The sequence below is a fragment of the Streptomyces sp. 130 genome (genome assembly GCF_007096885.1).
Lineage (GTDB): Bacteria > Actinomycetota > Actinomycetes > Streptomycetales > Streptomycetaceae > Streptomyces.
This window is the reverse complement of record NZ_VJNO01000024.1, coordinates 65,260-86,874: the sequence shown is the minus strand read 5'-3', so window position 1 is coordinate 86,874 and position 21,615 is coordinate 65,260. Positions and strand designations below refer to the sequence as shown.

General features: G+C 72.7%; 20 protein-coding genes and 1 pseudogene. 9 read left to right on the top strand and 12 right to left on the bottom strand.

Going from position 1 to position 21,615, the window contains the following annotated elements; all coding sequences use genetic code 11:
- Position 1 precedes the first annotated feature (1 nt).
- From FKN01_RS20860 to FKN01_RS20850, 3 genes are all read left to right on the top strand, one after another.
- The gene (locus FKN01_RS20860; protein WP_260696959.1) at positions 2-1,867 is read left to right on the top strand and encodes a dipeptide/oligopeptide/nickel ABC transporter permease/ATP-binding protein; all 1,866 of its coding nucleotides are present in this window, start codon (positions 2-4) and stop codon (positions 1,865-1,867) included.
- Positions 1,864-2,655 (top strand): ABC transporter ATP-binding protein, encoded by a 792-nt coding sequence (locus FKN01_RS20855; protein ID WP_143622822.1) that lies wholly within the window; start codon positions 1,864-1,866, stop codon positions 2,653-2,655. Before FKN01_RS20860 ends, FKN01_RS20855 begins: the two co-directional genes overlap by 4 nt.
- A 166-nt stretch (positions 2,656-2,821) precedes the next feature.
- Positions 2,822-3,889: a 3-oxoacyl-ACP synthase III family protein gene (locus FKN01_RS20850; RefSeq protein WP_143622820.1), complete on the top strand. Its 1,068-nt coding sequence runs from the start codon at positions 2,822-2,824 to the stop codon at positions 3,887-3,889.
- A gap of 98 nt (positions 3,890-3,987) precedes the next feature.
- On the opposite strand, the pseudogene FKN01_RS20845 reads toward FKN01_RS20850, so the two are convergent.
- Positions 3,988-4,615, bottom strand: a pseudogene (locus tag FKN01_RS20845) (type III PLP-dependent enzyme); the annotation flags it as partial.
- Positions 4,616-4,969: 354 nt separating this feature from the next.
- On the opposite strand from FKN01_RS20845, the gene rsgA reads away from it, so the two are divergent.
- Both rsgA and FKN01_RS20835 read left to right on the top strand, forming a co-directional pair.
- Positions 4,970-6,058 (top strand): ribosome small subunit-dependent GTPase A, encoded by a 1,089-nt coding sequence (gene rsgA, locus FKN01_RS20840; protein WP_143622818.1) that lies wholly within the window; start codon positions 4,970-4,972, stop codon positions 6,056-6,058.
- 56 nt (positions 6,059-6,114) lie between these two features.
- Positions 6,115-6,624, top strand: coding sequence for a GNAT family N-acetyltransferase (locus FKN01_RS20835; protein ID WP_143622816.1), 510 nt, complete (start codon positions 6,115-6,117; stop codon positions 6,622-6,624).
- Between the two features lie 55 nt (positions 6,625-6,679).
- Here FKN01_RS20835 and FKN01_RS20830 read toward each other — a convergent pair whose 3' ends face one another.
- The 6 genes from FKN01_RS20830 to FKN01_RS20805 are packed head-to-tail and all read right to left on the bottom strand — an operon-like array spanning position 6,680 to position 13,420.
- Positions 6,680-8,407: a CocE/NonD family hydrolase gene (locus FKN01_RS20830; RefSeq protein WP_143622814.1), complete on the bottom strand. Its 1,728-nt coding sequence runs from the start codon at positions 8,405-8,407 to the stop codon at positions 6,680-6,682.
- Between the two features lie 17 nt (positions 8,408-8,424).
- Complete coding sequence (locus tag FKN01_RS20825; protein ID WP_143622812.1) at positions 8,425-9,366, bottom strand: MBL fold metallo-hydrolase; 942 nt, start codon at positions 9,364-9,366, stop codon at positions 8,425-8,427.
- A gap of 20 nt (positions 9,367-9,386) precedes the next feature.
- Positions 9,387-10,310 carry an alpha/beta hydrolase gene (locus tag FKN01_RS20820; protein ID WP_143622810.1) on the bottom strand — a complete coding sequence of 308 codons (924 nt, stop codon included), beginning with the start codon at positions 10,308-10,310 and terminating at the stop codon, positions 9,387-9,389.
- A 4-nt stretch (positions 10,311-10,314) separates the two neighbouring features.
- Positions 10,315-11,427, bottom strand: a complete 1,113-nt coding sequence (locus FKN01_RS20815) for an NAD(P)/FAD-dependent oxidoreductase (protein ID WP_143622808.1) — start codon at positions 11,425-11,427, stop codon at positions 10,315-10,317.
- 12 nt (positions 11,428-11,439) lie between these two features.
- Positions 11,440-12,396 carry a phosphotriesterase gene (locus FKN01_RS20810; protein ID WP_143622806.1) on the bottom strand — a complete coding sequence of 319 codons (957 nt, stop codon included), beginning with the start codon at positions 12,394-12,396 and terminating at the stop codon, positions 11,440-11,442.
- Between the two features lie 49 nt (positions 12,397-12,445).
- Positions 12,446-13,420, bottom strand: a complete 975-nt coding sequence (locus FKN01_RS20805; protein WP_143622804.1) for a phosphotriesterase — start codon at positions 13,418-13,420, stop codon at positions 12,446-12,448.
- 241 nt (positions 13,421-13,661) lie between these two features.
- Here FKN01_RS20805 and FKN01_RS20800 point away from each other — a divergent pair, with 241 nt between their 5' ends.
- From FKN01_RS20800 to FKN01_RS20785, 4 genes are read left to right on the top strand one after another with little or no spacing between them, the layout of a single operon-like run.
- On the top strand, positions 13,662-14,834 hold the full coding sequence (locus tag FKN01_RS20800; RefSeq protein WP_143622802.1) for a cytochrome P450: 1,173 nt from the start codon (positions 13,662-13,664) through the stop codon (positions 14,832-14,834).
- The gene (locus FKN01_RS20795) at positions 14,831-15,019 is read left to right on the top strand and encodes a ferredoxin (RefSeq protein ID WP_143622800.1); all 189 of its coding nucleotides are present in this window, start codon (positions 14,831-14,833) and stop codon (positions 15,017-15,019) included. The genes FKN01_RS20800 and FKN01_RS20795 overlap by 4 nt, the downstream gene beginning before the upstream one ends.
- A complete protein-coding gene (locus FKN01_RS20790; protein WP_143622798.1) occupies positions 15,016-16,158 on the top strand; it encodes an NAD(P)/FAD-dependent oxidoreductase in 1,143 nt (380 codons plus the stop codon). The genes FKN01_RS20795 and FKN01_RS20790 overlap by 4 nt, the downstream gene beginning before the upstream one ends.
- Before the next feature lie 10 nt (positions 16,159-16,168).
- Positions 16,169-17,092 (top strand): LysR family transcriptional regulator, encoded by a 924-nt coding sequence (locus tag FKN01_RS20785; RefSeq protein WP_143622796.1) that lies wholly within the window; start codon positions 16,169-16,171, stop codon positions 17,090-17,092.
- 8 nt (positions 17,093-17,100) lie between these two features.
- Here FKN01_RS20785 and FKN01_RS20780 read toward each other — a convergent pair whose 3' ends face one another.
- From FKN01_RS20780 to FKN01_RS20760, 5 genes are all read right to left on the bottom strand, one after another.
- On the bottom strand, positions 17,101-17,709 hold the full coding sequence (locus FKN01_RS20780; RefSeq protein WP_143622794.1) for a TetR/AcrR family transcriptional regulator: 609 nt from the start codon (positions 17,707-17,709) through the stop codon (positions 17,101-17,103).
- A gap of 88 nt (positions 17,710-17,797) precedes the next feature.
- Positions 17,798-18,460 carry a 3-oxoacid CoA-transferase subunit B gene (locus tag FKN01_RS20775; RefSeq protein ID WP_143622792.1) on the bottom strand — a complete coding sequence of 221 codons (663 nt, stop codon included), beginning with the start codon at positions 18,458-18,460 and terminating at the stop codon, positions 17,798-17,800.
- Positions 18,460-19,152 carry a 3-oxoacid CoA-transferase subunit A gene (locus FKN01_RS20770; protein ID WP_143622790.1) on the bottom strand — a complete coding sequence of 231 codons (693 nt, stop codon included), beginning with the start codon at positions 19,150-19,152 and terminating at the stop codon, positions 18,460-18,462. The genes FKN01_RS20775 and FKN01_RS20770 overlap by 1 nt, the downstream gene beginning before the upstream one ends.
- Positions 19,149-20,342, bottom strand: coding sequence for a thiolase family protein (locus FKN01_RS20765; protein WP_143622788.1), 1,194 nt, complete (start codon positions 20,340-20,342; stop codon positions 19,149-19,151). Before FKN01_RS20765 ends, FKN01_RS20770 begins: the two co-directional genes overlap by 4 nt.
- Entirely contained in the window at positions 20,339-21,592 is a 1,254-nt protein-coding gene (locus FKN01_RS20760; protein ID WP_143622841.1) for an FAD-dependent oxidoreductase, read from the bottom strand. The genes FKN01_RS20765 and FKN01_RS20760 overlap by 4 nt, the downstream gene beginning before the upstream one ends.
- Positions 21,593-21,615 lie beyond the last annotated feature (23 nt).

Here is a 21,615-nt window from a genome sequence, read left to right as displayed (position 1 = left end):
CATGAGCCTTCCCGCCGGTCTCCGGCGCTCCCCCATGGCCTGGGTCACCGGGTTCATGCTGGCGTCCCTCGTCGTGCTCGCCGTGGCCGGCCCGCTGTTCTGGGGGGCGGCGGCCGACCGACCGGACCCCTCGGCCGTGCTCCAGGGGCCTTCGGCGGCGCACCCGGTCGGCACGGACGGCCTCGGCCGGGACCTGCTGGCCCGGATTCTGGCGGCGGCCCGGCCCTCGCTGCTGCTCGCGCTGGCTTCGGTGCTGCTGGGTGCGGCCGCGGGTGTGCTCCTGGGGGCCTGCACCGCAGTGGTCGGCCGGCGCGCCGGCCGGCTGGCCGCCGGGCTGATCAACCTCCTGCTCGCGTTCCCGGCGCTGCTGGTCGCGATGTTCCTCGCGGTGGTGTTCGGCGCGGGTACGGGCGGGGCGGTGCTGGCTCTCGCCGCCGCGGGGGTGCCCGGGTTCGCGCGGCTGGCCCAGACCCTCGCGGCGGGCGTGGCGGGCACCGACCACCTGGCCGCCGCCCGGGTCCTCGGCCTGGGCCGGCTCCGGCTGCTGTGCCGCCATGTCCTGCCGTACATCGCCGAGCCGCTGCTCCTGAGCGTCACCACGGCGGCGGGCACCGCCCTGGTCGCGCTCTCCGGACTCAGCTTCCTCGGTCTGGGCGTCCAGCCTCCGGGTTACGACTGGGGGCAGTTGCTGAGCCAGGGGCTCGACCGGATCTACGCCGAGCCGCTGCCCGCGCTCGCCCCGGGCCTGGCGCTCGTGTACGCGGCGCTGACGTTCCAGCTGCTGGGCGAGGTCCTGGCCCGGGGCGCCGCCCGGCGCGGCCCGGTGGCGCGCGTCCCGGCGCAGCGCTCCGCCCCGGGCGGCCCCGCCGAGGACGGTCAGGTCCTCCAGGTGGACGGCCTCACCGTCGAACTCCCGACCCCCGAGGGACCGGTCCGCCCGGTGCGCGGGGTGAGCCTGTCGCTGGGGCGGGGCGAGATCGTCGGGCTGGTCGGTGAATCGGGGTCGGGCAAGTCGCTGACCGCGCTCGCCGTCGCCGACCTGCTCCCGTACGGAGCCCGGGTCTCGCGGCGCACGCTGCGCCTGCTCGGGACCGATCTCGGCGCGCTGACCCGCAAGCAGCGGGACCGGCATCTCGCGACGGGCCTGTCGGTGATCTTCCAGAACCCGGCGTCGGCGCTCAATCCGGCCCTGCGGATCGGCACCCAGCTCACCGAGGCGGTGCGGACCCACCGCGGGGCGAGCCGCGCCGAGGCCGACGCGCAGGCCGCCGAGGCGCTGCGTCGCGTCGGCCTCCCCCCGGCACTGCTGCGCTCGCGCCCGTACGAGCTCTCCGGCGGCCAGCGGCAGCGGGTGATGATCGCCGCCGGGCTGATGGTGCGGCCGGGGCTGATCATCGCGGACGAGCCGACGACCGCGCTCGATGTGACCGTGCAGCGGCAGATCACCCGGCTGCTCGTGGACATCCGGCGGGACACCTCCGCCGCGATCCTGTTCATCAGCCACGACGTCGCGCTGGTCGCCGAGTTCTGCGAACGGGTGCTGGTCATGTACGCGGGCACCGTCGTCGAGTCCCTGCCCGTCGGCCGGCTCGCCGCCCACGCCCGGCACCCCTACACCCGGGCGCTCGTCGCGTCGGTCCCGGACCTGACCGCCGACCGGGGCCGTCCGCTGCCGACGGTCGAGGGCACCCCGCCCGACCCGCTCGCGCCCTCCCCCGGCTGCGCGTTCGAGGCCCGCTGCCCGCGCCGCCGGGACCGGTGCGCCGAGCAGGCCCCGCCGCTGGACGACCTGGGCTCCGGTCACCGGGTGGCCTGCTGGTACCCGCTGCCGGTGCCGGCCGCGCCGGAGTCGGTGACCGCGTCATGACGGCGCTCCGGGTGGACGGCCTCACCGTCCGGCGCACCGGCCCCCGTGGCCCCTTCGCCGCGGTGGACGGCGTTTCGCTGGAGATCGCGCCGGGTACGACGCTGGGTCTCGTCGGGGAGTCGGGCTCCGGGAAGTCCACGCTGGCGGGCGCGATCGTCGGGCTGGTACCGGTGCGGGCCGGCCGGATTCTGGTCGGCGGGGAGGAGGTCCGCACCCGTACCGTCCGGGACCGGCGCCGACTGGCCCGCCGGGTGCAGGTGGTCCTCCAGGACCCGGACACCGCGCTCGATCCGCGGATGACCGCCCGTCAGACGCTGGCCGAGGCAGCCACGGTGTTCCGCCGGCTCGACCGGGCGGGGCGCGCTGAGCGCGTCGCCGAACTGATGGAGCTGGTCGGTCTGGACGCCCGGCTCGCCGACCGCCTGCCCCGGCAGCTGTCCGGGGGGCAGCGTCAGCGGGTCGCCCTGGCCCGTGCGCTGGCCGTCGAGCCGGGGCTGCTGATCGCCGACGAGATCACCTCGGCGCTGGACGTCTCGGTGCAGGCGTCCGTCCTGAACACGGTCCGCCGGCTTCAGCGGGAGCTCGGTCTGTCCATGCTGTTCATCGGCCACAATCTGCCGGCGGTCTGCCATGTGTCCGACGAGGTGGCGGTCATGCGGCACGGCCGGATCGTGGAGACCGCCCCCACCGCCACGCTCTTGCGGTCACCGGCCCACGCGTACACCCGGACGCTGCTCGGCTCCGTACCGTCCCTGCGCGGCCCGCTGCCCGGGGAAACGGCGTCGTGACCACCGGGAATGCATTTCCGCCATTCCGCTGTCAAGCCGGCCCGTAATTCCTCACGCTCACGGATTACCCCGCGTCTTTCCCACGGGTTCTCCGTGAGACGATGCGGCGGCTTCGGAATGCGACGGGGCCTCTATTTTCTCGAATCGCTTTCGAAAGGTACGGAATATGGGAGTTCTCGCGCCCGGCCAGGCCCTTCCCCACCAGCCCCTGCCCCGCCAGAGCCGGTCGCACCAGACGGGTGCCGGCCTGTCCGTGCCGTTCGCCGTCGCCGGGACCGGGCTGCATCTGCCGCCGACGGTCGTCACCAACCAGGAGCTGACACGCACCCTGGACACGAGCGACGCGTGGATCACGAGCCGGACCGGCATCCGTGAACGCCGCTGCCTGGACCCGGACTTGGCGACCTCCGACATGTGTGTCGCCGCCGCGCGTCCGGCGTTGGAGGCGGCCGGGGTCGAACCGGCCGGGCTGGACGCGGTCGTCGTGGCCAGCTACACGGGCGACCAGCCGCTCCTCTCGACCGCGCTGATCGTCAAGGACGCCCTCGGCGCCCACCGGGCCCTGTCGCTGGACGTCACCCAGGCCGCCTGCGCCTCTGGCATCCAGGCCGTGCTGATCGCCGCCCACCTCCTTCAGAATCCCTCCATCGGCACCATCCTGGTCCTCGCGGCCGACTGCGCGTCCAGGATCACCGACCCCGCCGACCGCACCACGCGCGTCTTCTTCGGGGACGCCGCGGCGGCCGTCGTCCTCACCCGCAGCCGGACGCCCGGAGCCGGTCTGCTCTCCTACGATCTGGGCTCCCAGCTCTCGTACGACGTCCAGATCCCCGCCGGGGGCTCCCGGCGGCCCGCGAGCAGCGCCACCGTCACCGCCAAGGAGCACTACCTGCGCATGGACGGGCGTGCCGTGTGGAACACCGCGACGACACGGCTGCCCGAGAGCATCCGCAGCGCCGCGGACCGGGCCGGTGTGCCCCTCGACCGGGTGCGGCACTTCTTCCTGCACCAGGCCAACCTGAACATCCTCAACGAGACCTTGAGCGCCCTCGACGTGCCTCGTGAGCGCGCCGCCGTCACCATCGACCGGCTGGGCAACACCGGGTCGGCGGGGGTGTTCACCGCGCTGCACACCACGGTGGCCGAGGGGGCCCTGCTCCCGGGGGACGTCTACATGCTCTCCGGCATCGGCGCGGGCTTCCAGTGGGGGAGCCTCTGCCTGCGTCACGCCTGAGTCAGCCTGCCGGGCGGGGCGCTCACGGACGAGTGAACCCACCGCCGTACCGTGGCGCACCCCGCGCCGCGGACGCCGGCATGGACGCATGATCATCACGCGACCAGGTGCCGGCCGGGTTCCAGCAGGAAGCGCAGGGGCCCCGCGTTGACGGTGCTCAGCCGTTCCATGCCGGCGCGGATCACCTGGAAGATCCTGTGCGTCGGCGGTTTCAGCGGCCGTCCGTACCGGTCGAGCACGCCGAGCGCCGGCAGCCCCCCGCCGAGGTTGATCCGGTCCGGCACGATCCCCCTCCGGTCGAGCGCGCCGAGGGGGGCGGCCAGCGTCCCGATCGCTTCGTCCCACGCCTCCGCCGTCACCTGCTGGGAGCCGACGTGCACCGACAGCCCGGACGGCACGAGGCCGGCGGCCCGGGCGGCTCCGGGAACGCCCAGCCGGTACGCCTCGGCGATGTTGCGTTCGGACTTGACGGTGTTGCTTGCCGTAGTGGATCAGCCCGGGCTCCGCTCCGGTACGCAGCGCCTGCGCGATCTCCTGTGGACCGGCCGCGTCGAAGCCGGACCCGAGCCGGGCGAGATGGCCGAGCACTTCGTCCACCGGGCACGCCTTCATCGCGAACCGCACGTGTGCGTCGGGCAGTTCGGCGCGCCCTCTGGCGGCCATGAGAGGGAGGAGGGGGCGCGTGGACCGGCAGGGGCATCCGCCCTCTGTCCCCCCCTCCCCCACTCCGTGGAGGTATGGGGTCGCACCCGTCGGGCTCGGGGTGGCGACCGCCCCGTGCGAGACCGCCGCGCTGCTGCCCGAGGGGAGAACCACCCGAACGGCACCCGTGCGCGCCTCCCCGGCCTTGACGATCTTGGCCGTTCCCGCTGGATCGGGGCGTGTGCAATCCGGCCCGTGTTACCGTTGCGGGAGCGTAGACAACTGGGTCGGCGCCGGACGAAGTGGGAGGTGAGATTGATGACTGCCGTAGAGACCGCTGCCGTGCGCAGCGCCCTCCGGACCATCCTCACGTCCCGGGCCCCGGTCTGACCGGAGCTTCGCGCTCCCCCACGGGGCCCTCGTTCAAGGGTCTTTACGTTGTCTCAACTCTCGCACCACCACCATGCCCAGCCGCACTCCCTCGAGGACTACGGCTGGGACGAGGCGTGGGATCACGCCTTCTCCCCCTACCGCACGGCCGGACTGCTCCCGGCCCGCATCGTGCGCGCCGAACGCGGCTCGTGCGAAGCGGCCACCGCCGCCGGAATCCTCCGTGCCGCGGTCCCCGGCGGCGCCGAGCACGTGCCGCCCACGACGGGCGACTGGGCCGTCCTGTCTCCCGCCACCACGAGTCGCGGACCGGTCCTCCATACGATCCTGGAGCGGCGCACCTCGCTCGTGCGGTCCACCGCTTCGCGTACCTCCCAGGCGCAGGTCCTGGCCGCGAACGTCGACACCGTCGTCGTGGCGGTGTCGCTGGCCGTCCCGCAGAAGCACGGCAGGACGGAACGCATGCTCGCCCTGGCCTGGGAGAGCGGCGCCCAGCCGGTCGTCGTGCTCACCCAGGCCGACCGGTGCGCCGACCCGCAGCAGGCGGCGGCCGAGGTGGCCGAGGTGGCACCCGGTACGGATGTGCTCGTCACCAGCGCCGTGACCGGGGAGGGCCTGGACACCCTGACGGCCGTCCTGAACGGCACCGTCGTGCTGCTCGGCCCTTCCGGGGCGGGCAAGTCCACTCTCGGGAACCACCTGCTGGGCGAGGAGCGGCTGGCGACCGGCGCGGTACGCGACGCGGACGGGAAGGGCCGGCACACCACCGCGTGGCGCGAGCTGGCCCCGCTGCCGGGCGGTGGGGTCCTGCTGGACACCCCCGGCCTGCGGGCGATCGGTCTGCACGATGCCCGGACGGGGCTGGAGCAGACCTTCGCGGAGATCGAACTCCTCGCGCGGGAATGCCGGTTCGCCGACTGCGCGCATGGCAGCGAGCCCGGTTGCGCGGTACTGGCCGCTGTCGCGGCCGGGGACATCCCGCAGCGCCGGCTGGAGAGCTACCACCGGTTGCTGAGGGAGAACGCCTACGCGGCCTCGCGCACCGACGCCCGCCTGCGGGCCGGCCGCGAGGCCGCCAAGAAGGACATCACGCAGCACCTGCGCGCGACCTACCGCTTCCGGGACCGTCAGCGGTGAGCGACGACCACAGCTCCGCCGGCACCGCCCCACTCGACCCTGAGAACGGAACGACCATGACCACGTGGACCACCCGCCCCGAGACCCCCGACGACATCACCGCCATCCGCGGCATCAACCTGGCGGCCTTCCCGACGCCCCATGAGGCCGGCATCGTCGAGGCCCTGCGCGCCGACCCGAAGGCGTGGATCGACGGCCTCTCCATGATCGCGACGGATGCCGGCAACGTCCCTGTGGCGTACGCGCTGCTGACCCGCTGCCACGTCGACGGCGAACCCGCCCTCGCCCTGGCTCCGTGCGCGGTCCTGCCCTCGCACCAGCGCACCGGTGCCGGCTCGGCGGCCATCCGCGCCGTACTGGCCGCCGCCCGGGCCAGGGGAGAAAACCTCGTCCTGGTGCTGGGGCACGCCGCCTATTACCCCCGGTTCGGCTTCACCCCGGCCTCCGGCTTCGGCATCCGGGCCCCCTTCGACGTCCCGGACGAGGCCATGATGGCCATGCTCCTGGACGACGCCCGCCCGGCCCCGACGGGCACCATCCGGTACCCCGCCGCGTTCGGCGTCTGACCCTTCCGGTGGCGCCCCGGAACCGCTCCGGGGCGCCGCAGGGGCAAAACGGGGCTCACTGCCGAGCCGTGGTCGTGAACGGCAGCACCAGCCGGGAGGGGTGTGCGGCGTCCCGGTAGATCTTGTGGGTGACGGGCCGGCCCACCGGCAGGTGGAAGGCGTCCGGCGGGAGCAGCGCGTTGTGCTCGTCGGCCAGCGGCTCGTCGTTGGACAGCTCCACGACCAGCCGGTGTCCCGGCAGGAAGGTGGCCGCGAACGGGTAGACCCGCAGCACGTACTCCTCGATCTTCCCGGGATCGACCGGCACCGCCCGGGTGTGCGGGTGGTGCGGGTCGCCCTCGGTGGTGCGTTCCTCGTCCAGCTCGCGGTGCGACGCCTTGAGGTAGGCGGTCGTGATGAGCTGCCGCTTGCCGCCGGGTGCCTCGTCCCACATGCGCAGGATGAAGTTGGTGTCGGGCTGGTCGATCTCAGCGAACAGGTGTGCCGCGCCCTGGCCGATCATCTCGGTGGGCTCGGTGAACGGTTCGGTGGACCAGCTGAGGATCTCCACCTTGTCGGTGACGGTCAGCGGCGCCTGGTAGAAACCGTCGGGCACGGCGTGCTCGGCGCCCATCGCCTCGGGCTCGAAGGACAGCTTGTGCCGGGGGCGCAGGTAGAGCGGGCGGTGCTCGACGTCCTTCGGCGGCCACTGGGCGCCGGTGACGTACTGCCGTGATCCCTCGACGTGGACGGTCACCGCCGGCTCGTCCATGATCCCGTTGTCGACGCCCTTGAGCCAGTACTCGTACCAGCGGAACATCTTGTCGTGCTCTTCGATGAAGGGCCGCGACTGCATGGGCGGGTAGGGGCCGATGTCGAGCTTCTTGGGGCCCCGGAGCGCGTGGAAGAGCTCGATGGTGCCGTCCATCGTCCAGCCTCGGCCCTGGTCGATCTGGAGCCAGACCGGGATGTCGATGTCCGGCGCGAGGGTGATCGGGTTGCGTTCCTCGTACCACTCGCCGTCGAGGTCGTTCATCACGATGTCGAACCACGCCTCGTGGTTCTTGGGGTAGTTGAGGACGTGGACCAGGTTGGGCCAGGCGGCCACGTCCGGGTCCTTCAGGCGCTCGGCGACGCGCTTCTTGATCTCCTCGGGCGAATACGTCTCCAGCATGCGGGACTTGACCCCGTCGGTGAAGGCCCAGCCGGAGTCGCCGCCGCGGCCCTCGCGGGCGGCGCGGGGCATGAACCACATGACGCCGCCGTGGTACGTGGTCTCGTAGAAGTCGTAGTGGCCGCCGCTGACGAAGATCGCCTTCAGGGACGGCGGGCGCTCGGCGGCGGCCAGTACCTGCATCGAGCCGAAGTAGGAGATGCCGATCATGCCGACGTTGCCGTCGCACCAGGGCTGGGCCGCGACCCACTCGATGAAGTCGTAGGCGTCCTGGCCCAGCGGGACGCCGCCGGCGTTGTAGTTGCCGATGTGCTCGCCCTCGGAGGCGCCGGAGCCCCGCAGGTCGCCGATGACGTGGACGTAGCCCTCCCCGACGACGCGCGCGATGTCGCCGGCCTCGATGCAGCCGTCCCACATGGGGCTGGGCCGGCGCTGCGGCGGGGTGGTCAGCGCGAGGGCCTGGAGCTCCTTGCCGTACGGGCTCAGGGCCACGAGCGCGGGCCGTGGGGTGTCGTCCCCGCCGCTGTAGGTGTCGGCCGCGAGGGTCACGCCGTCGCGCATCGGGACGCGGAGGTCCTTGCGGACGGTGATGCTCTGTGCGCCGGCGCGGATCGTCCGGGAGTCGGTCATGAGGGGGTGCTCCTGAGTCACGAATTCGGGTTGCGCAGGCGGTAGCCGTGCATCGAGGTGAAGAACGGCGACGGCTCCAGCGTGGGGTCGCCGCGGTAGCCGAGTTCTTCGGCGGCGGGGACGAACGGCGAGTACGGGGAGTCGGTCGGCCGCAGGCCCGCGGCCAGGCATGCGCAGGCGGCCGTGGCGACCCGTTCCTCGATGTCGAGGCTCTGGGTGACGGCCTCCCGGGCCTGCGTCTCGTCGAGTTCGACGCCGTACGGGGTGCCGTCGGCGCGGCGGTAGGGGTGCCCCAGGTAGAGGTGGCGCGGGCGGACCTCGTCGCGCAGGTACTCCAGGCTCGCGCGGTAGGCCGCGGGGTCCGTGTAGCCGGGGAAGCCGTTGGCGGCGCCGTGCACCTGGACGGCGTCGCCGGTGAAGACGGAGCGCTGCCCGTCGACGACGTATGCGACGGAGCCCGGGGTGTGTCCGGGGATCGCGTGCACCGACACGGTGACGCCACCGCCGAGGGACAGCGTCTCGCCGCCCTTCACCAGCAGGGAGGGCTCCATCTCGCCGGAGATCACGGCGTTCGCGGCGGCCGTCACCTTGGCCTCGCCGTCGGGGTCGGCCAGGTACCGGCCCCGTCCGGCGAGGTACTCCCCGACGTGCGCCCGGCGCGAGCGGAGCATCGGTGCGTCGGCCTCGTGGATCACGACCCGGGCGCGGCGTCCGGTGAGCTCCCACAGGGCGTGCGCGCCGCCGACGTGGTCGATGTGGCCGTGCGTCAGCAGGATCCACCGCACGTCCTCGATACGGCGTCCGATCGCCTCGAGCGCCGGGGCCATGCCCTCGGCGGGCGAGGAGGCGATCCCGGTGTCGACGATCGCCGGTTCGGGTGCGTCGATGAAGAAGCTGTACAGCCCGAACCGGCCCCAGGGCGAGACGAGGGGGTGGATGGCGACCGCATCGTGCGTCATGGTGTTCTCTCCCTGCGGGTTCAGCGCCGGCCGAGGAAGGCGGCGGTCTCCTCGAACACCCGGTGGTACTCCGGGATCCACGAGAAGTGCTGGACGAAGCCGTGGTTCGCACCCTCGTAGCGGCTGACCGTCGCCGGGACGCCGGCGTCGCGCAGCCGGGCGCCGTACAGCTCGCCCTCGTCGCGCATCGGGTCGTGTTCGGCGGTGACGACCAGGGCCGGTGGCAGGCCGGTGAGGTCGGCCCGCCTGACGGGCGACACGAGCGGGTCGGCGGGGTCGGCGCCGCTGTCGAGGTAGAAGGCGTTGAACGGCTTCAGCCCGGCGGTCTCCAGGCCGTAGCCGACGGCGTTCTCCCGCAGCGACGGGTAGCGGTCGACGTCGAACTCCAGGTCGAGCGAGGGGTAGTAGAGGACCTGGTGGGTGATCCGGTCGAAGCCGTCGTCATGGGCGCGGGCGGCGACGGCCGCGGCGAAGGTGCCGCCGGAGCTGTCGCCGGCGACGGCCAGAGTCGTGCCGTCCCAGTCCAGGCCGTTGCCGTCCTGCGCGATCCAGCGCACGACCGCGTAGCAGTCGTCGAGGCCGGCCGGGAAGGCCGCCTCGGGGGCCAGGCGGTAGCCGACGGAGACCACCTTGAGGCCGGTCTCCTTCGCCAGCGAGCGGGCGACGTGGTCGTGGGTGTCCAGGCTGCCGAGGAAGAAGGCGCCGCCGTGGAAGTACACGAGGACGCCGTGGCGTTCGGCCTCGACGGGGGTGTACGCGCGGACCGGTATGTCGCCGGCGGGCGTCGTCGCCGTCAGGTCCTCGACGGCGTGCAGCGGCAGGCGCTCCTCGGGCGGTGCCACGTGCGCCTCGTCGGCGGCGCGCATCGCGACCGGGTCGAGCGGGCCCTCGGGCGGAGCCGGGAGGGTGGCGAGGAACTCGGCGATCTCGGGGTGCAGTGTCACGGGGTCACTCCTGTCCTGCGGCGGCGGGCTTCTGGCCGGGGAAGACGTCGTTGATCTCCTCCTCGGTCCAGCCCTGGCGCGAGATGCGCTGCAACTCGTCGGTCACCGGCTTGCGGGTGGCCTGGTAGAGGGCGAGCGCCTCCTTCAGGGAGCCGGCCCGCTTCAGGGCGTCGGCGAGCGCGCCGCCGTCCTCGATGGCCGAGTTGGCGCCCTGGCCCTGGTGGTGGAGCATCGAGTGGGCGGCGTCGCCGACGAGGACGACGCGGTCCGTGTGCCAGGTGTCGACGGGGTCGATGTCGTACACCGCGCGGATGTTCACGGTGTCCATGTCGAGGTCGCGGGTGATGGCCACCAGGCGCTCGTCGAAGCCCTCGACCGTCTTGAGCAGGTCCTCCTTGGTGACCTGCGGTGCCCAGGTGCCGTCTGTGTTGAGGGCGGTGATGTCGAAGGAGACCTGGCCGCGGTGGCGCAGCGGCAGGAGGTAGACCTTGGTGCCGCGGCCGATGTACATGCGCAGGTTGTCGTCGACGACCATGCCGTGGGCGGCGTCGGTGGAGATCACGGTGCGGTAGGCGTGTTCGCCGGAGAACACCGGGGGCTTCCGGCTGAACAGCTGGTGGCGGACGACCGACTTGATGCCGTCGGCGCCGACGACCAGGTCGGCCTCCGCGGTGGCGCCGCCCGCGAAGGTGAGGACGGCGCCCTCCCCCTTGTCCTCGACGCTCTCCAGCTTGTGGCCGAGGTGCACCATGCCGTCGGGGAGGGCGCCCATGAGGGCGTCGATGAAGTCGCCGCGGTGGATGAGGTGGGTGTGGACCTGCTCGCCGTCGGCGGGCCAGGCCTCCTTCATGATCGGCTCACCGGTGTCGGTGAGGATCTCGAAGTAGTCGCTCGGCGAGGTGACGTCGGCGATCGCGTCGAAGATCCCCCACTCGCGGAAGCGGTTCATGGTGGAGGGGCGCAGGCCGATGCCGGCGCCGACCTCGCGGACCCGGCCGGCCTGCTCGTAGACGTCCACGCGGGCCCCCAGGAGGCTGAGCGCCTTGGCGGCGGCCGCGCCGCCGTATCCCGCGCCGACGACGGCGATCTTGAGGTTCTTGAGGTCCGAGAGCTGCATCGTTGGTTCTCTCTACTTCTGGAGGGTCAGGAAGGCGGCGGGGTTGTCGACGAAGATCGTCTTGATCGCCGTGTCGTCGAGGCCGGCGGAGCGGAGGTCCGGGATGAGGTCCTCGAAGATGTAGTTGACGGTGTGCCCCTTGACGCCGGGCCAGCCCAGCGGGGAGCAGTTGGCGTCGGCGGAGGCGAGGACCTGGTTGATCCGGCGGCCGCCGTCGATGAAGCGCAGGAAGTGATCGAGGCGCTCCTTGCGGGGGCGGGCCCAGAACGGCGGGTCGGGCAGCTCGGTCTCGTAGCCGAAGGTGTCGAAGCCGATGCGGCCGCCCTGCTCCGCGATCCACACATCGCGGGTCTTGTCGGCGTTGACGCCGTCGTCGACGTGCCCGAACAGGACGCGGTGCAGGGGCAGTCCCTCTTCGTGGAAGATCGCGATGGCGTTCTCGGCGTCGATCGCGAGGTGGGTGAGGATGGGGGCGCCCGTGGCGAGGGCGGCGCGGGCGGCGGCCCGGTAGATCCGCTTGTCCAGGTCGGTCATCCGGCCGCCCCGGCTCACGCCGACCTTGATGACGCCGGCGCGGCTGCCGGTGTCGCCGATGCCGGCGGTGATCTCGTGGACGAACTGCCGCATCAGGTAGTCGACGCCGGCGTTCGCGAAGTGCGGCAGGGCGGTGTCGCCGCCGACGAAGCCGGTGCAGGCGACGATGTGCACGCCGGTCTTCGCGGACAGGGACTTGTAGTAGTCGACGTCACGGCCGTTGCAGATGCCGGTGGCGTCGACGAACGTGCCACCGCCCAGCTCGTGGAAGCGGCGCAGTTTGGGAACGGTCTCCTCGTACCGCTGCTCGGGCGTCTTCCACCACTTGGTGTCCAGTTCGGAGCCGGGCATGCCGTACCCGATGTGCTCGTGGACCGCGACGATGCCCAACTCCTCGGCCGGGACGGGTCCCAGGACCGTGTTCACCTTCGACACAACACTCACCTTTGAGAAAGAGACTTGATGGCCGTATCCGCCGGGGTGCTCAGCGCACCGACAGCAGGTCCCGCGGGTTGTCGACGAGAATCCGCCGTACGTCGTCCTCGCCGAGGCCCTGGTCCTTCAGGAGCGGGACGAAGTCGGTCAGGACGTGGCTGTACGGCAGGTCGTTGCCCGGGTGGCCCTTGGCGACGCCGGTGGCGCCGGCCGACAGCAGGACCCGGCCGGCCAGGCCGGCTTCGGCCAACTCCAGGACGAGGGCGACGCGTTCGGCGTCCGTCACATGGTCCTCGTCCTGCGTGCCGACGTGGTCGAGCACGACGTACGCACCGCGGCGGGCGGCCTCGAGGCATGCCCCGGCGGCGACGGCGTCCTTGCGGTCCAGTCCACCGACGACGACGCGGTCGGCGGGCAGCTTCTCGTCCAGAACCACGTCGAGGTCCTGCGGGGCGTCCTTGCCGTAGCGGATGGAGACGGGGACGCCGGTGGCGAGGGCGGTCCGGGCCGCGCCCCGGAAGAGGCTCTCGTCGGTCGCGGTCATGCCGGTGCGGGTGGCGGCGGTGGCGACCAGGCCGGCGGCGCCGCGCCGCTCGAAGCGCGGGACGACCATGCCCTCGGTGACCTCCTTGGTGAAGAGGTCGGCGAACTTCTCGGCCGGCCAGGGCGTCGGCGGGTTGGTCTGGGGGGTGAGGAAGTAGCCGCCGAGCAGCTCCTCCGGGCCCTGGCCCGTCGAGGCGACGATGTGCACGCCGGTGGTGCGGGAGAGGGCCTCGTACAGCCGGACGTCCCGGCCGTGGAACATGCCGGTGCTGTCCACGATCGTGCCGCCGCCGTGCGCCTTGAAGCCGTTCAGCTCGGCGGCGAGGGTCTCGAAGATCTCGGCGCGGTCGAGGGTGATGTCGTAGGCGCATTCGGCGCCCGGCACCACCGACAGCAGCGCCTCATGGACCGAGACGACGCCCAGTTCCGCGGCCGGCACAGGGCCCAGGACGGTGTTGACGGTGTTGCTCTGGACGCTCATACGCATGCCTCACATCTCCGGCGTGGGGTGCCCACGCATCCTGTGGCTGTCGTCACGGTATCCATTCGCTTTACATGCCGTCAATGAAACGAACACCACGAAAAAACAATGCATCAGGGGTTGCGCGAGCGTCACGGAACCCCTTGCGCCGGTTGAGGGGCCGAGCTCATGCACACCGTGCATGCCGCCGCATGCCAAGCATTCATTTGTTCGATGTGAGGCCGGACATTTCACTGTGGGCATGAGCACCCTGCCCACCTTTGACGTGGACCTCTTCGCCGACGAAGTCGTCCTCGACCCGTACCCCCTCTACGCCGAGTTGCGGGAACGCGGCCCGGTCGTGCACCTCCCGCGCAACGACGTCTACGCGCTGACGCGGTATGTCGTCATCCGCGGCGCACTGGCCGACTGGGAGTCGTTCTCCTCGGCATCGATCGCCTTCAATCCGATGGCCAACGAGGCCCTGACCGGCACCTCGCTGGCGTCCGACCCGCCCGTGCACACCCGGCTGCGCGCCACGCTCACCGAAAACCTCTCCCCACGCGCGCTGCGCGGCCTGAAGGGCTCCATCACGGCGAAGGCCGACGCCTTGGTCGCCGAACTGGTGGAGAGGGGGTCCTTTGAAGCCATCGACGCCCTGGCTCGGGCCTTCCCGCTGGAGGTCGTCGCCGACCTCATCGGCTTCACCGGCGAGGTGCGCGCCAACATGCTGCGATGGGGGCAGGCCGCGATGCAGGTCCTCGGCCCCATGAACCAGCGCACCGGTGAGAGCTTCCCCGTCGCCGGCGAACTGTACGCCTGGTGCTCCCGGGTCACCGCCGACGACCTCGCCGAGGGCTCCGTGGGACGCGGCATCTTCGACGCCGAGGCCCGCGGCGCCATTCCGCCGGACACGGCCGGCCACATCATCCACCAGTACCTCGGCGCCGGCGTCGACACGACCATCGCCGCCATCGGCAACCTCGTCGCCCTCTTCGCCCGCCACCCCGACCAGCTCGCCCTCGTCCGCGAGGACCCCTCGCTGGTGCCCGCGGCCTTCAACGAGGTGCTGCGCTTCTGGGCGCCCGTCCACGCCTGGGGCCGCCGCGTCACCCGGGACGTCACGATCGACGGAACCGGCATCCCGGCGGGCGCGCAGGTCGCGATCCTGTTCGGCGCCGGCAACCGCGACCCGCGCCACTACGAGAACCCGGACGCGTTCCTCGTCGAGCGCAACCCCGTCGACCATCTGTCGTTCGGCTACGGCCCGCACGGCTGTGCGGGCCAGGGGCTCGCCCGGCTGGAGGCCCACGCCGTGATCGAGGCGCTGTCCCGCCGGGTCGGCCGCCTCGTCGCCGGGCCCGAGGTACGCGTCCCCGGCAACACCACCCGGAGCATCGAGAAGCTCCCCGTCCTGGAGGTGATCCCCGCATGAAGATCGTCATCGACCGCCCCCGCTGTGAGGGCCACGGCCTGTGCGAGGAGGCGGCCCCGCAGCTGATGCACCTCGACGACGAAGGCGAACTCGTCCTGGACCGCGAGGAGTTCACCGCCGCCGAGGCGCCACTCGCCCACGCCGCCGTGCGGGTGTGTCCCGTCGCGGCCCTGAGGATCGCATGAGCACCGCACCCCTCGGGCGCGTGGTCGTGGTGGGCAACGGCATCGCCGGGCTCACGGCGGCCGACACGCTGCGCGAGGCCGGCTTCGACGGCGAGCTGACCATCGTCGGCGACGAACCGTATCCCGCGTACAGCCGCCCCGCCCTGTCCAAGTCGCTGCTGCTCAAGGGCGACGACCTGACCTCGCACGAGCTTCCGCCGGCCGGCCACGGGGCCACCGAACTGCTCGGCGTGCGGGCGACCGGCCTCGATCCGGACCGCCGGCTCGTCTCCCTCGACGGCGGCGCTGTCCTCCCGTACGACCGGCTGGTGCTGGCCACCGGCTCCCGGGCCCGGCGGCTGTCCGCCCTGCCCGGCGAGCTCACGCTGCGCGGGCTGGACGACGCACTGGCCGTGCGCCGGCGGGTGGCGGCCGGGCCGTCGGTCGTCGTGGTGGGCGGTGGCCCGCTCGGTATGGAGATCGCCTCCGGCTGTCTGGCCTCCGGCTGCGAGGTCACCCTCGTCTCGCAGGGCACGCCCCTGCGGCAGCAGCTCGGCCCGTACCTGGCCGGCGTCTTCGCGCGGGCCGCGCGCGATCAGGGGCTCACGGTCGTGGAGAGCGCCGGGGCACGGCCGGCGGCCGACGGCGGGGCGACGAGGGTCGTGCTCGCCGAGGGCGGAGTCCTGGAGGCGGACGTGGTCCTCACCGCCGTGGGCGACGTCCCCAACACGGAGTGGCTGGCCGGCTCCGGGCTCACCTCGCGGGGCGCCATCGAAGTCGACGCGCGCGGACTGGTGCGGCCCGACGTGGCGGCCGTCGGGGATCTCGCGGCCTTCCCCACCCCCCGGGGGCGGCGCCGCGTGCCCCTGTGGAGCAGCGCGATCGAGCAGGCGAAGGTCGCGGCGCGGGCCCTCGTACACGGGGACGCCGCACCACCGCTGCGGTTCCAGCCCTATTTCTGGACCGAACAGTTCGGGCTGAGCCTGAAGGCGATCGGTAACCTGCCCGTGGACGGCGAGCCGGAGTACATCGACGGGCGGCCCGGCGGCGGGCCCGCTCTGATGCGCTGGCCGCACGCCGACGGCACCGCCGACGTCGTCGCCCTGAACTACCGCGTACCGATCCCCCGGCTGCGCCGGATGACCCGGGCGGCGGCGTAGGCTGCGCGCCATGAGCGCAGAGGAACGGGGCACCGCGAATTCGGGCCTGGACCGGCTGGCGTCGGTCAACCTGAATCTCCTGGTGCCCCTTCTCGCGCTCCTGGAGGAGCGGTCGGTGACGAAGGCCGCGGAGCGCGTCGGCCTCTCCCAGCCCGCGATGAGCCACGCCCTGACCCGGATGCGGCGCCTCCTCGGGGACGACCTGGTCGTCCGGCAGGGCAGCGGGGTCACGCTGACTCCGCACGCGCTGGAACTGGTGGGGCCGCTGCGCAGCGCCCTGCGGCAGACGGCGCGCATCGTGAACTTCCCGGTCTTCGACCCGGCGGCGGACAGCCGGACCATCACCGTCGCCATGACGACGAGCACGGCGTTCGTCGTCGGCCCCCGGCTGACCCGGCTCGTCCGGGAGCGCGCCCCGCACGCCACGCTGCGGCTGCGCACGATCACGGTGCCGAACGAGGCGACCTTCACCGACCAGGGCGTCGACGTGGTGCTGATTTCCGAGGGGCACTTCTCGCGGTATCCGCGCGAGCGGCTGTACGACGACCGGGTCGTGGTGGTGGCCGCGCCGGACACGCCCGCCCAGGCCGACGCCCTGGAGCTGCTGACAACCCAGCCGCACGTCGTGGTCGACACCGACCGGCGGGTCTTCCCGTACTCGGTGCTGGAGGACCAGGGCATCCCCTACCGGGTCGGGCAGCTGAGCTCCGACTTCCTGCTGGTTCCCTTCCTGGTGGCTCGCGCCGGCGGGGTGGCGCTGCTGCGGCACCAGGTCGCCGTCGCCATGCGGCGGCTGTCCGATCTGCGGATCGAGGAGTTCCCGTTCCCGCTGCCCGGGCTCGGCATCGACATGGTGTGGAACCCGAGGCTGACCGACCAGCACTTCACGGCGTGGCTGCGGGGGCTGCTCCAGGAGGTCGCGGCGGGGCTCTGAGCACCGCCTCAGTTCAGCAGGCGCACCCAGCTGCCGGTGAGTTCCTCCAGCATCTGGTCGCGGGTCAGCTTCCAGTCGGAGCGGTCCCAGTGCTGGGCCACGTAGTCGAGCTGGGACATGGCGAGCACGCCCCGGAAGTGCCGCTGGCCGGGTGCGAGGCGGCCGGCCGCGGTGAGGCCGTCCTCGATGTCGCTGATGGCCTCCTCCAGCCAGCGCTCCACCAGGTCGGGCAGGTCCGGGTCGATCACCGCGGCGTCGCGGCCGATGCGGATGATGGGCCGGATCACCGGCCACCTCTCGGCGGTCCGGCGCAGCCACGCCATGATCGCCTCCGCCGACCCGTCGGCGACGGTGGTCACCAGGTCCTGCGCGGTGGAGCCGTGCTCGGGCGAGCGGACGCGCTGGAGCGCCTCGTTGAGCTGCTCGTCGATGAGCGCCCGCATCAACTCGCTGCGGGAGGGGAAGTACGCGTAGAACGTGACGCGTGTGGTGCCCGCGGCGGTGGCGATGTCGTCCACCGTGGTGGCCGCGTACCCCTTCGCCTTGAAGAGCCGCAGTCCCGACTCCAGCAGCAGACGGCGGGTCATCTGCTTCTGCGCCTCACGAAGGTTCGCCATGCCGGAGATCCTATCCCCGCCCCGGCACGGCGAACGCCCGGCTTACACACAGTCCGCGACGACGACGTCGTGTGAAGCCCCGCGTCTGTCAGCCGGTCAGCTCGACGTCCAGACGTTCGCGCAGTGCGGCCACTGAGATTCCGTACGTCTCCAGCACCCGCACACCGTCCGGGCCGACGGCGAAGACGCCGTGGTCGGTGTAGACGCGGTGGACGCAGCGGGGCCCGGTGAGCGGGTACGTGCACGCGGGCACCAGCTTGGGCGCGCCGTCGCGGGTGAACAGCTTCATCATGACGAGCACCTGCCGGGCCCCCACGGCGAGGTCCATGGCGCCGCCGACGGCGGGGATCGCGTCGGGTTCGCCGGTGTGCCAGTTGGCCAGGTCGCCGTGCCGGGAGACCTGGAAGGCGCCGAGGACGCACACGTCCAGGTGCCCGCCGCGCATCATCGCGAAGGAGTCGGCGTGGTGGAAGTAGGCCGCCCCGGGCAGCTCGGTGACGGGCACCTTGCCCGCGTTGGTGAGGTCGAGGTCGATCTCGTCGCCGGTCGCGGCCGGGCCCATGCCGAGCATGCCGTTCTCGGTGTGCAGCACGACCCCGGCGTCGGGCGGCAGGTGCTCGGCGATCCGGGTCGGCTGCCCGATGCCGAGGTTGACGTAGGAGCCGGCCGGGATGTCGCGGGCGATGCGCGCGGCGAGTTCATCGGTGGTGAGCGGCGCGCGGTCGGCCCGCTCCAGTACGGGGGAGGTCATCAGCGGGCCCCTTCCACGGTGAGCCGGCGGGCCTCGGCCCGTACGAGCCGGTCGACGAAGATGCCGGGCGTCACCACGGCCTCCGGGTCGATTCCGCCGGCCGGCACGATGTCGGTGACCTGGGCGATCACCGTGGTGGCGGCCGTGGCCATCACCGGTCCGAAGTTCCGGGCGGTCTTGCGGTAGACCAGGTTCCCCATGGTGTCCGCGCGGTGGGCGGAGATCAGCGCCACGTCGCCCTTGACGGGGAACTCCAGGACGTGCACGCGTCCGTCGATCTCCCGGGTCTCCTTGCCCTCGGCCAGCGGCGTGCCGGCGCCGACGGGGCTGTAGAAGGCGCCGATGCCGGCTCCGGCGGCCCGCATCCGCTCGGCGAGTGTGCCCTGCGGCACGACCTCCAGCTCGACCCGGCCGGCCCGGTACAGGGCGTCGAAGACATAGGAGTCGCTCTGCCGGGGGAAGGAGCAGATCACCTTGCGCACCCGGCCGGCCTTGAGCAGCGCGGCGAGGCCCACGTCGCCGTTGCCGGCGTTGTTGGAGACGATCGTCAGGTCCCCGGCTCCCTGCCGGATGAGGGCGTCGATCAGGTCGAACGGCATCCCGGCCAGGCCGAATCCGCCGACCAGCACGGTGGAGCCGTCCTCGATGCCGGCGACGGCCTCGTCGGTGGTGGCGGCGATGGTCGTGGTCATCCCTGGCTCACCTCACCCGTCACGTTCTCCAGGACGACGGCGAGGGCCTGGCCCACGCCGATGCAGACGGCCGCGACGCCCCAGCGCTCGCGCCGCTCCCGCAGCACCTCGGCGAGGGTGCCGAGGACCCGGCCGCCGGAGGCGCCCAGGGGGTGCCCGAGGGCGATGGCCCCACCACGGGTGTTGACGATCTCCGGGTCCACGTCCCAGGCGTCCACGCAGGCCAGCGACTGCACTGCGAACGCCTCGTTCAGCTCGACGGCCCCCACGTCGCCCCAGCCGATGCCGGCCCGGCGCAGCGCCTTCTCGGTGGCCGTTACGGGGGCGTAACCGAACATCCGCGGCTCGACCGCGTGCACACCGCGCCCGGCGATCCGGGCCACGGGGTCCCGGCCGATCCGGCCGGCCGCGGCGGAGGTGCCGAGCAGGAGGGCCGAGGCGCCGTCGCTCAGCGGGGAGGCGTTGCCCGCGGTGATCGTGCCGTCCGGGCGGAACGACGGCTTCAGGGCCGCCAGTTTCTCCGGGGAGGTGTCCGGGCGGATGCCCTCGTCGCGGGCGAGTCCGTCCACCGGCACGACCAGGCCGTCGTAGAAGCCCTCGTCCCAGGCGGTGGCCGCGAGGCGGTGCGAGCGGGCCGCGAACGCGTCCTGGCGTTCCCGGGAGATGCCGAATCTCTCCTGGAGCAGCTCGTTGCACTCGCCCAGCGAGACCGTCCACTCCTTCGGCATCGCGGGGTTGACCAGCCGCCAGCCGAGGGTGGTGGAGACGGCCGTGACGTCGCGGGCGGGGAAGGCCCGGTCGGGCTTGGGCAGCACCCAGGGGGCGCGGGTCATGGATTCCACGCCGCCCGCGACGACGACGTCGGCGTCACCCGACTCCAGGGTGCGGGAGGCGATGATCGCCGCGTCGAGGCCGGAGCCGCACAGCCGGTTGACGGTGGTGGCGGGCACGCTCACCGGCAGTCCGGCCAGCAGCGCCGCCATCCGGCCGACGTTGCGGTTGTCCTCGCCGGCGCCGTTGGCGTTGCCCCACACCACGTCGCCGACGGCGGCCGGGTCCAGGTCCGGGGTCTTGTCGAGCAGGCCGGTCAGCGCGGTCGCGGCGAGGTCGTCCGGGCGCACCCCGGCGAGCGCGCCGCCGAACCGTCCGAAGGGGGTGCGCGCCGCCGCGTAGAGGTAGGCGTCGCTCATGACGCGCCCCCGGCCAGGGCCGCCTCGCCGGCCGGCGCCGAGGAGAGCGGGATGGGCGTGAACATCTCCGGCTCCTGGTCCGGCGTCAGGGCGGTCGGCCCGTAGAGCCAGTCCGTGAAGGAGTAGTCGTAGGTGTCGCGGGCGCGCAACAGGGCGTTGCGCCGCTCGCGCGCCACACCGTCGAGGTGCCACAGCTCGCCCCACGCGCGGGACGTGGTCAGCACGCGCCGGCAGTGCTCCGGGCGGACGGCCTCGTAGGCGGCGAGCGCGGTGGTCCAGTCGACCGCGCCGTCCGCGGCGCGGTGGCGGGCGGCCTGTTCGCCCAGCACCCAGCCGTCCTCGATCGCCATGATGGCGCCCTGGGCGATGTACTGGAGCGGGGGGTGGGCGGAGTCGCCGAGGAGGGCGATCCGGCCGTGCACCCACCGCATGACCGGGTCGCGGTCGAACATCCGCCACCACTTGTCCCGCCACATGAAGGGGAGACCGTCGCGGACGAAGTCGCAGGTGTCGGCGAAGGCGGCGTCGAGCTCGTCGGGCGTGCCCCAGTCGTCCCGGCCGGCGAGCGCCTTGGGCGACTCGAAGACGGCGACCTGGTTGAGCATCTCGCCGCCGCGCAGGCCGTAGTGGACGAAGTGGCATCGGGGGCCGACGTACACCACGACCTCGCTGAGGTCGACGTCCCGCACGCGCGGCTGCTCGGCGGGGACGGTACCGCGGTAGGCGACGTACGCCGAGGAGACGGGCTCGTCGTCGACGAGCAGCCCGCGGGCGACCGAGTGCAGGCCGTCCGCCGCGATGACGACGCCGGCCTCGTGGGTCTCGCCGGAGGCGAGGCTCACCCGGGCACCGGCCGCGGTGTTCTCGTACGAGGTCACCCGCGCGTCGTTGATCAGCTCGACACCGGCGCGTTCGCACGCGCGCAGCAGCAGGCCGTGCAGGTCGCTGCGGTGGATGACCAGGTACGGGTAGCCGTAGCGCCGCTCCAGGTGGCGCAGGTCGAGCCGGGTCAGCTCGTCGCCGTCGACGGCGTCGCGCATGACCATGGCGTCGGGGACGACGCCCAGGCTCTTGGCTTCTTCCAGGAGGCCGTAGTCGTCGAGGATGCGGGTGCAGTTGGGGGCGAGCTGTATGCCGGCGCCGACCTCGCCGAAGGCGGGGGCGCTCTCCAGCAGGCGGACGCCCAGGCCCTGGCGGGTGAGCGAGAAGGCGGCACCGAGGCCGCCGATGCCGCCGCCGACGACGATCACATCTGGGTGGGACACGGGGTGCA

Coding starts and splice junctions, on each gene's coding strand:
- FKN01_RS20785 (WP_143622796.1), top strand. CDS start 16,169: ATGAGCGCAGAGGAACGGGGCACCGCGAATTCGGGCCTGGACCGGCTG.
- FKN01_RS20830 (WP_143622814.1), bottom strand. CDS start 8,407: ATGACCGACTCCCGGACGATCCGCGCCGGCGCACAGAGCATCACCGTC.
- FKN01_RS20855 (WP_143622822.1), top strand. CDS start 1,864: ATGACGGCGCTCCGGGTGGACGGCCTCACCGTCCGGCGCACCGGCCCC.
- FKN01_RS20770 (WP_143622790.1), bottom strand. CDS start 19,152: ATGACCACGACCATCGCCGCCACCACCGACGAGGCCGTCGCCGGCATC.
- FKN01_RS20780 (WP_143622794.1), bottom strand. CDS start 17,709: ATGGCGAACCTTCGTGAGGCGCAGAAGCAGATGACCCGCCGTCTGCTG.
- FKN01_RS20775 (WP_143622792.1), bottom strand. CDS start 18,460: ATGACCTCCCCCGTACTGGAGCGGGCCGACCGCGCGCCGCTCACCACC.
- FKN01_RS20805 (WP_143622804.1), bottom strand. CDS start 13,420: ATGAGCGTCCAGAGCAACACCGTCAACACCGTCCTGGGCCCTGTGCCG.
- FKN01_RS20795 (WP_143622800.1), top strand. CDS start 14,831: ATGAAGATCGTCATCGACCGCCCCCGCTGTGAGGGCCACGGCCTGTGC.
- FKN01_RS20800 (WP_143622802.1), top strand. CDS start 13,662: ATGAGCACCCTGCCCACCTTTGACGTGGACCTCTTCGCCGACGAAGTC.
- FKN01_RS20790 (WP_143622798.1), top strand. CDS start 15,016: ATGAGCACCGCACCCCTCGGGCGCGTGGTCGTGGTGGGCAACGGCATC.
- FKN01_RS20850 (WP_143622820.1), top strand. CDS start 2,822: ATGGGAGTTCTCGCGCCCGGCCAGGCCCTTCCCCACCAGCCCCTGCCC.
- FKN01_RS20860 (WP_260696959.1), top strand. CDS start 2: ATGAGCCTTCCCGCCGGTCTCCGGCGCTCCCCCATGGCCTGGGTCACC.
- FKN01_RS20815 (WP_143622808.1), bottom strand. CDS start 11,427: ATGCAGCTCTCGGACCTCAAGAACCTCAAGATCGCCGTCGTCGGCGCG.
- FKN01_RS20825 (WP_143622812.1), bottom strand. CDS start 9,366: ATGACGCACGATGCGGTCGCCATCCACCCCCTCGTCTCGCCCTGGGGC.
- FKN01_RS20835 (WP_143622816.1), top strand. CDS start 6,115: ATGACCACGTGGACCACCCGCCCCGAGACCCCCGACGACATCACCGCC.
- FKN01_RS20765 (WP_143622788.1), bottom strand. CDS start 20,342: ATGAGCGACGCCTACCTCTACGCGGCGGCGCGCACCCCCTTCGGACGG.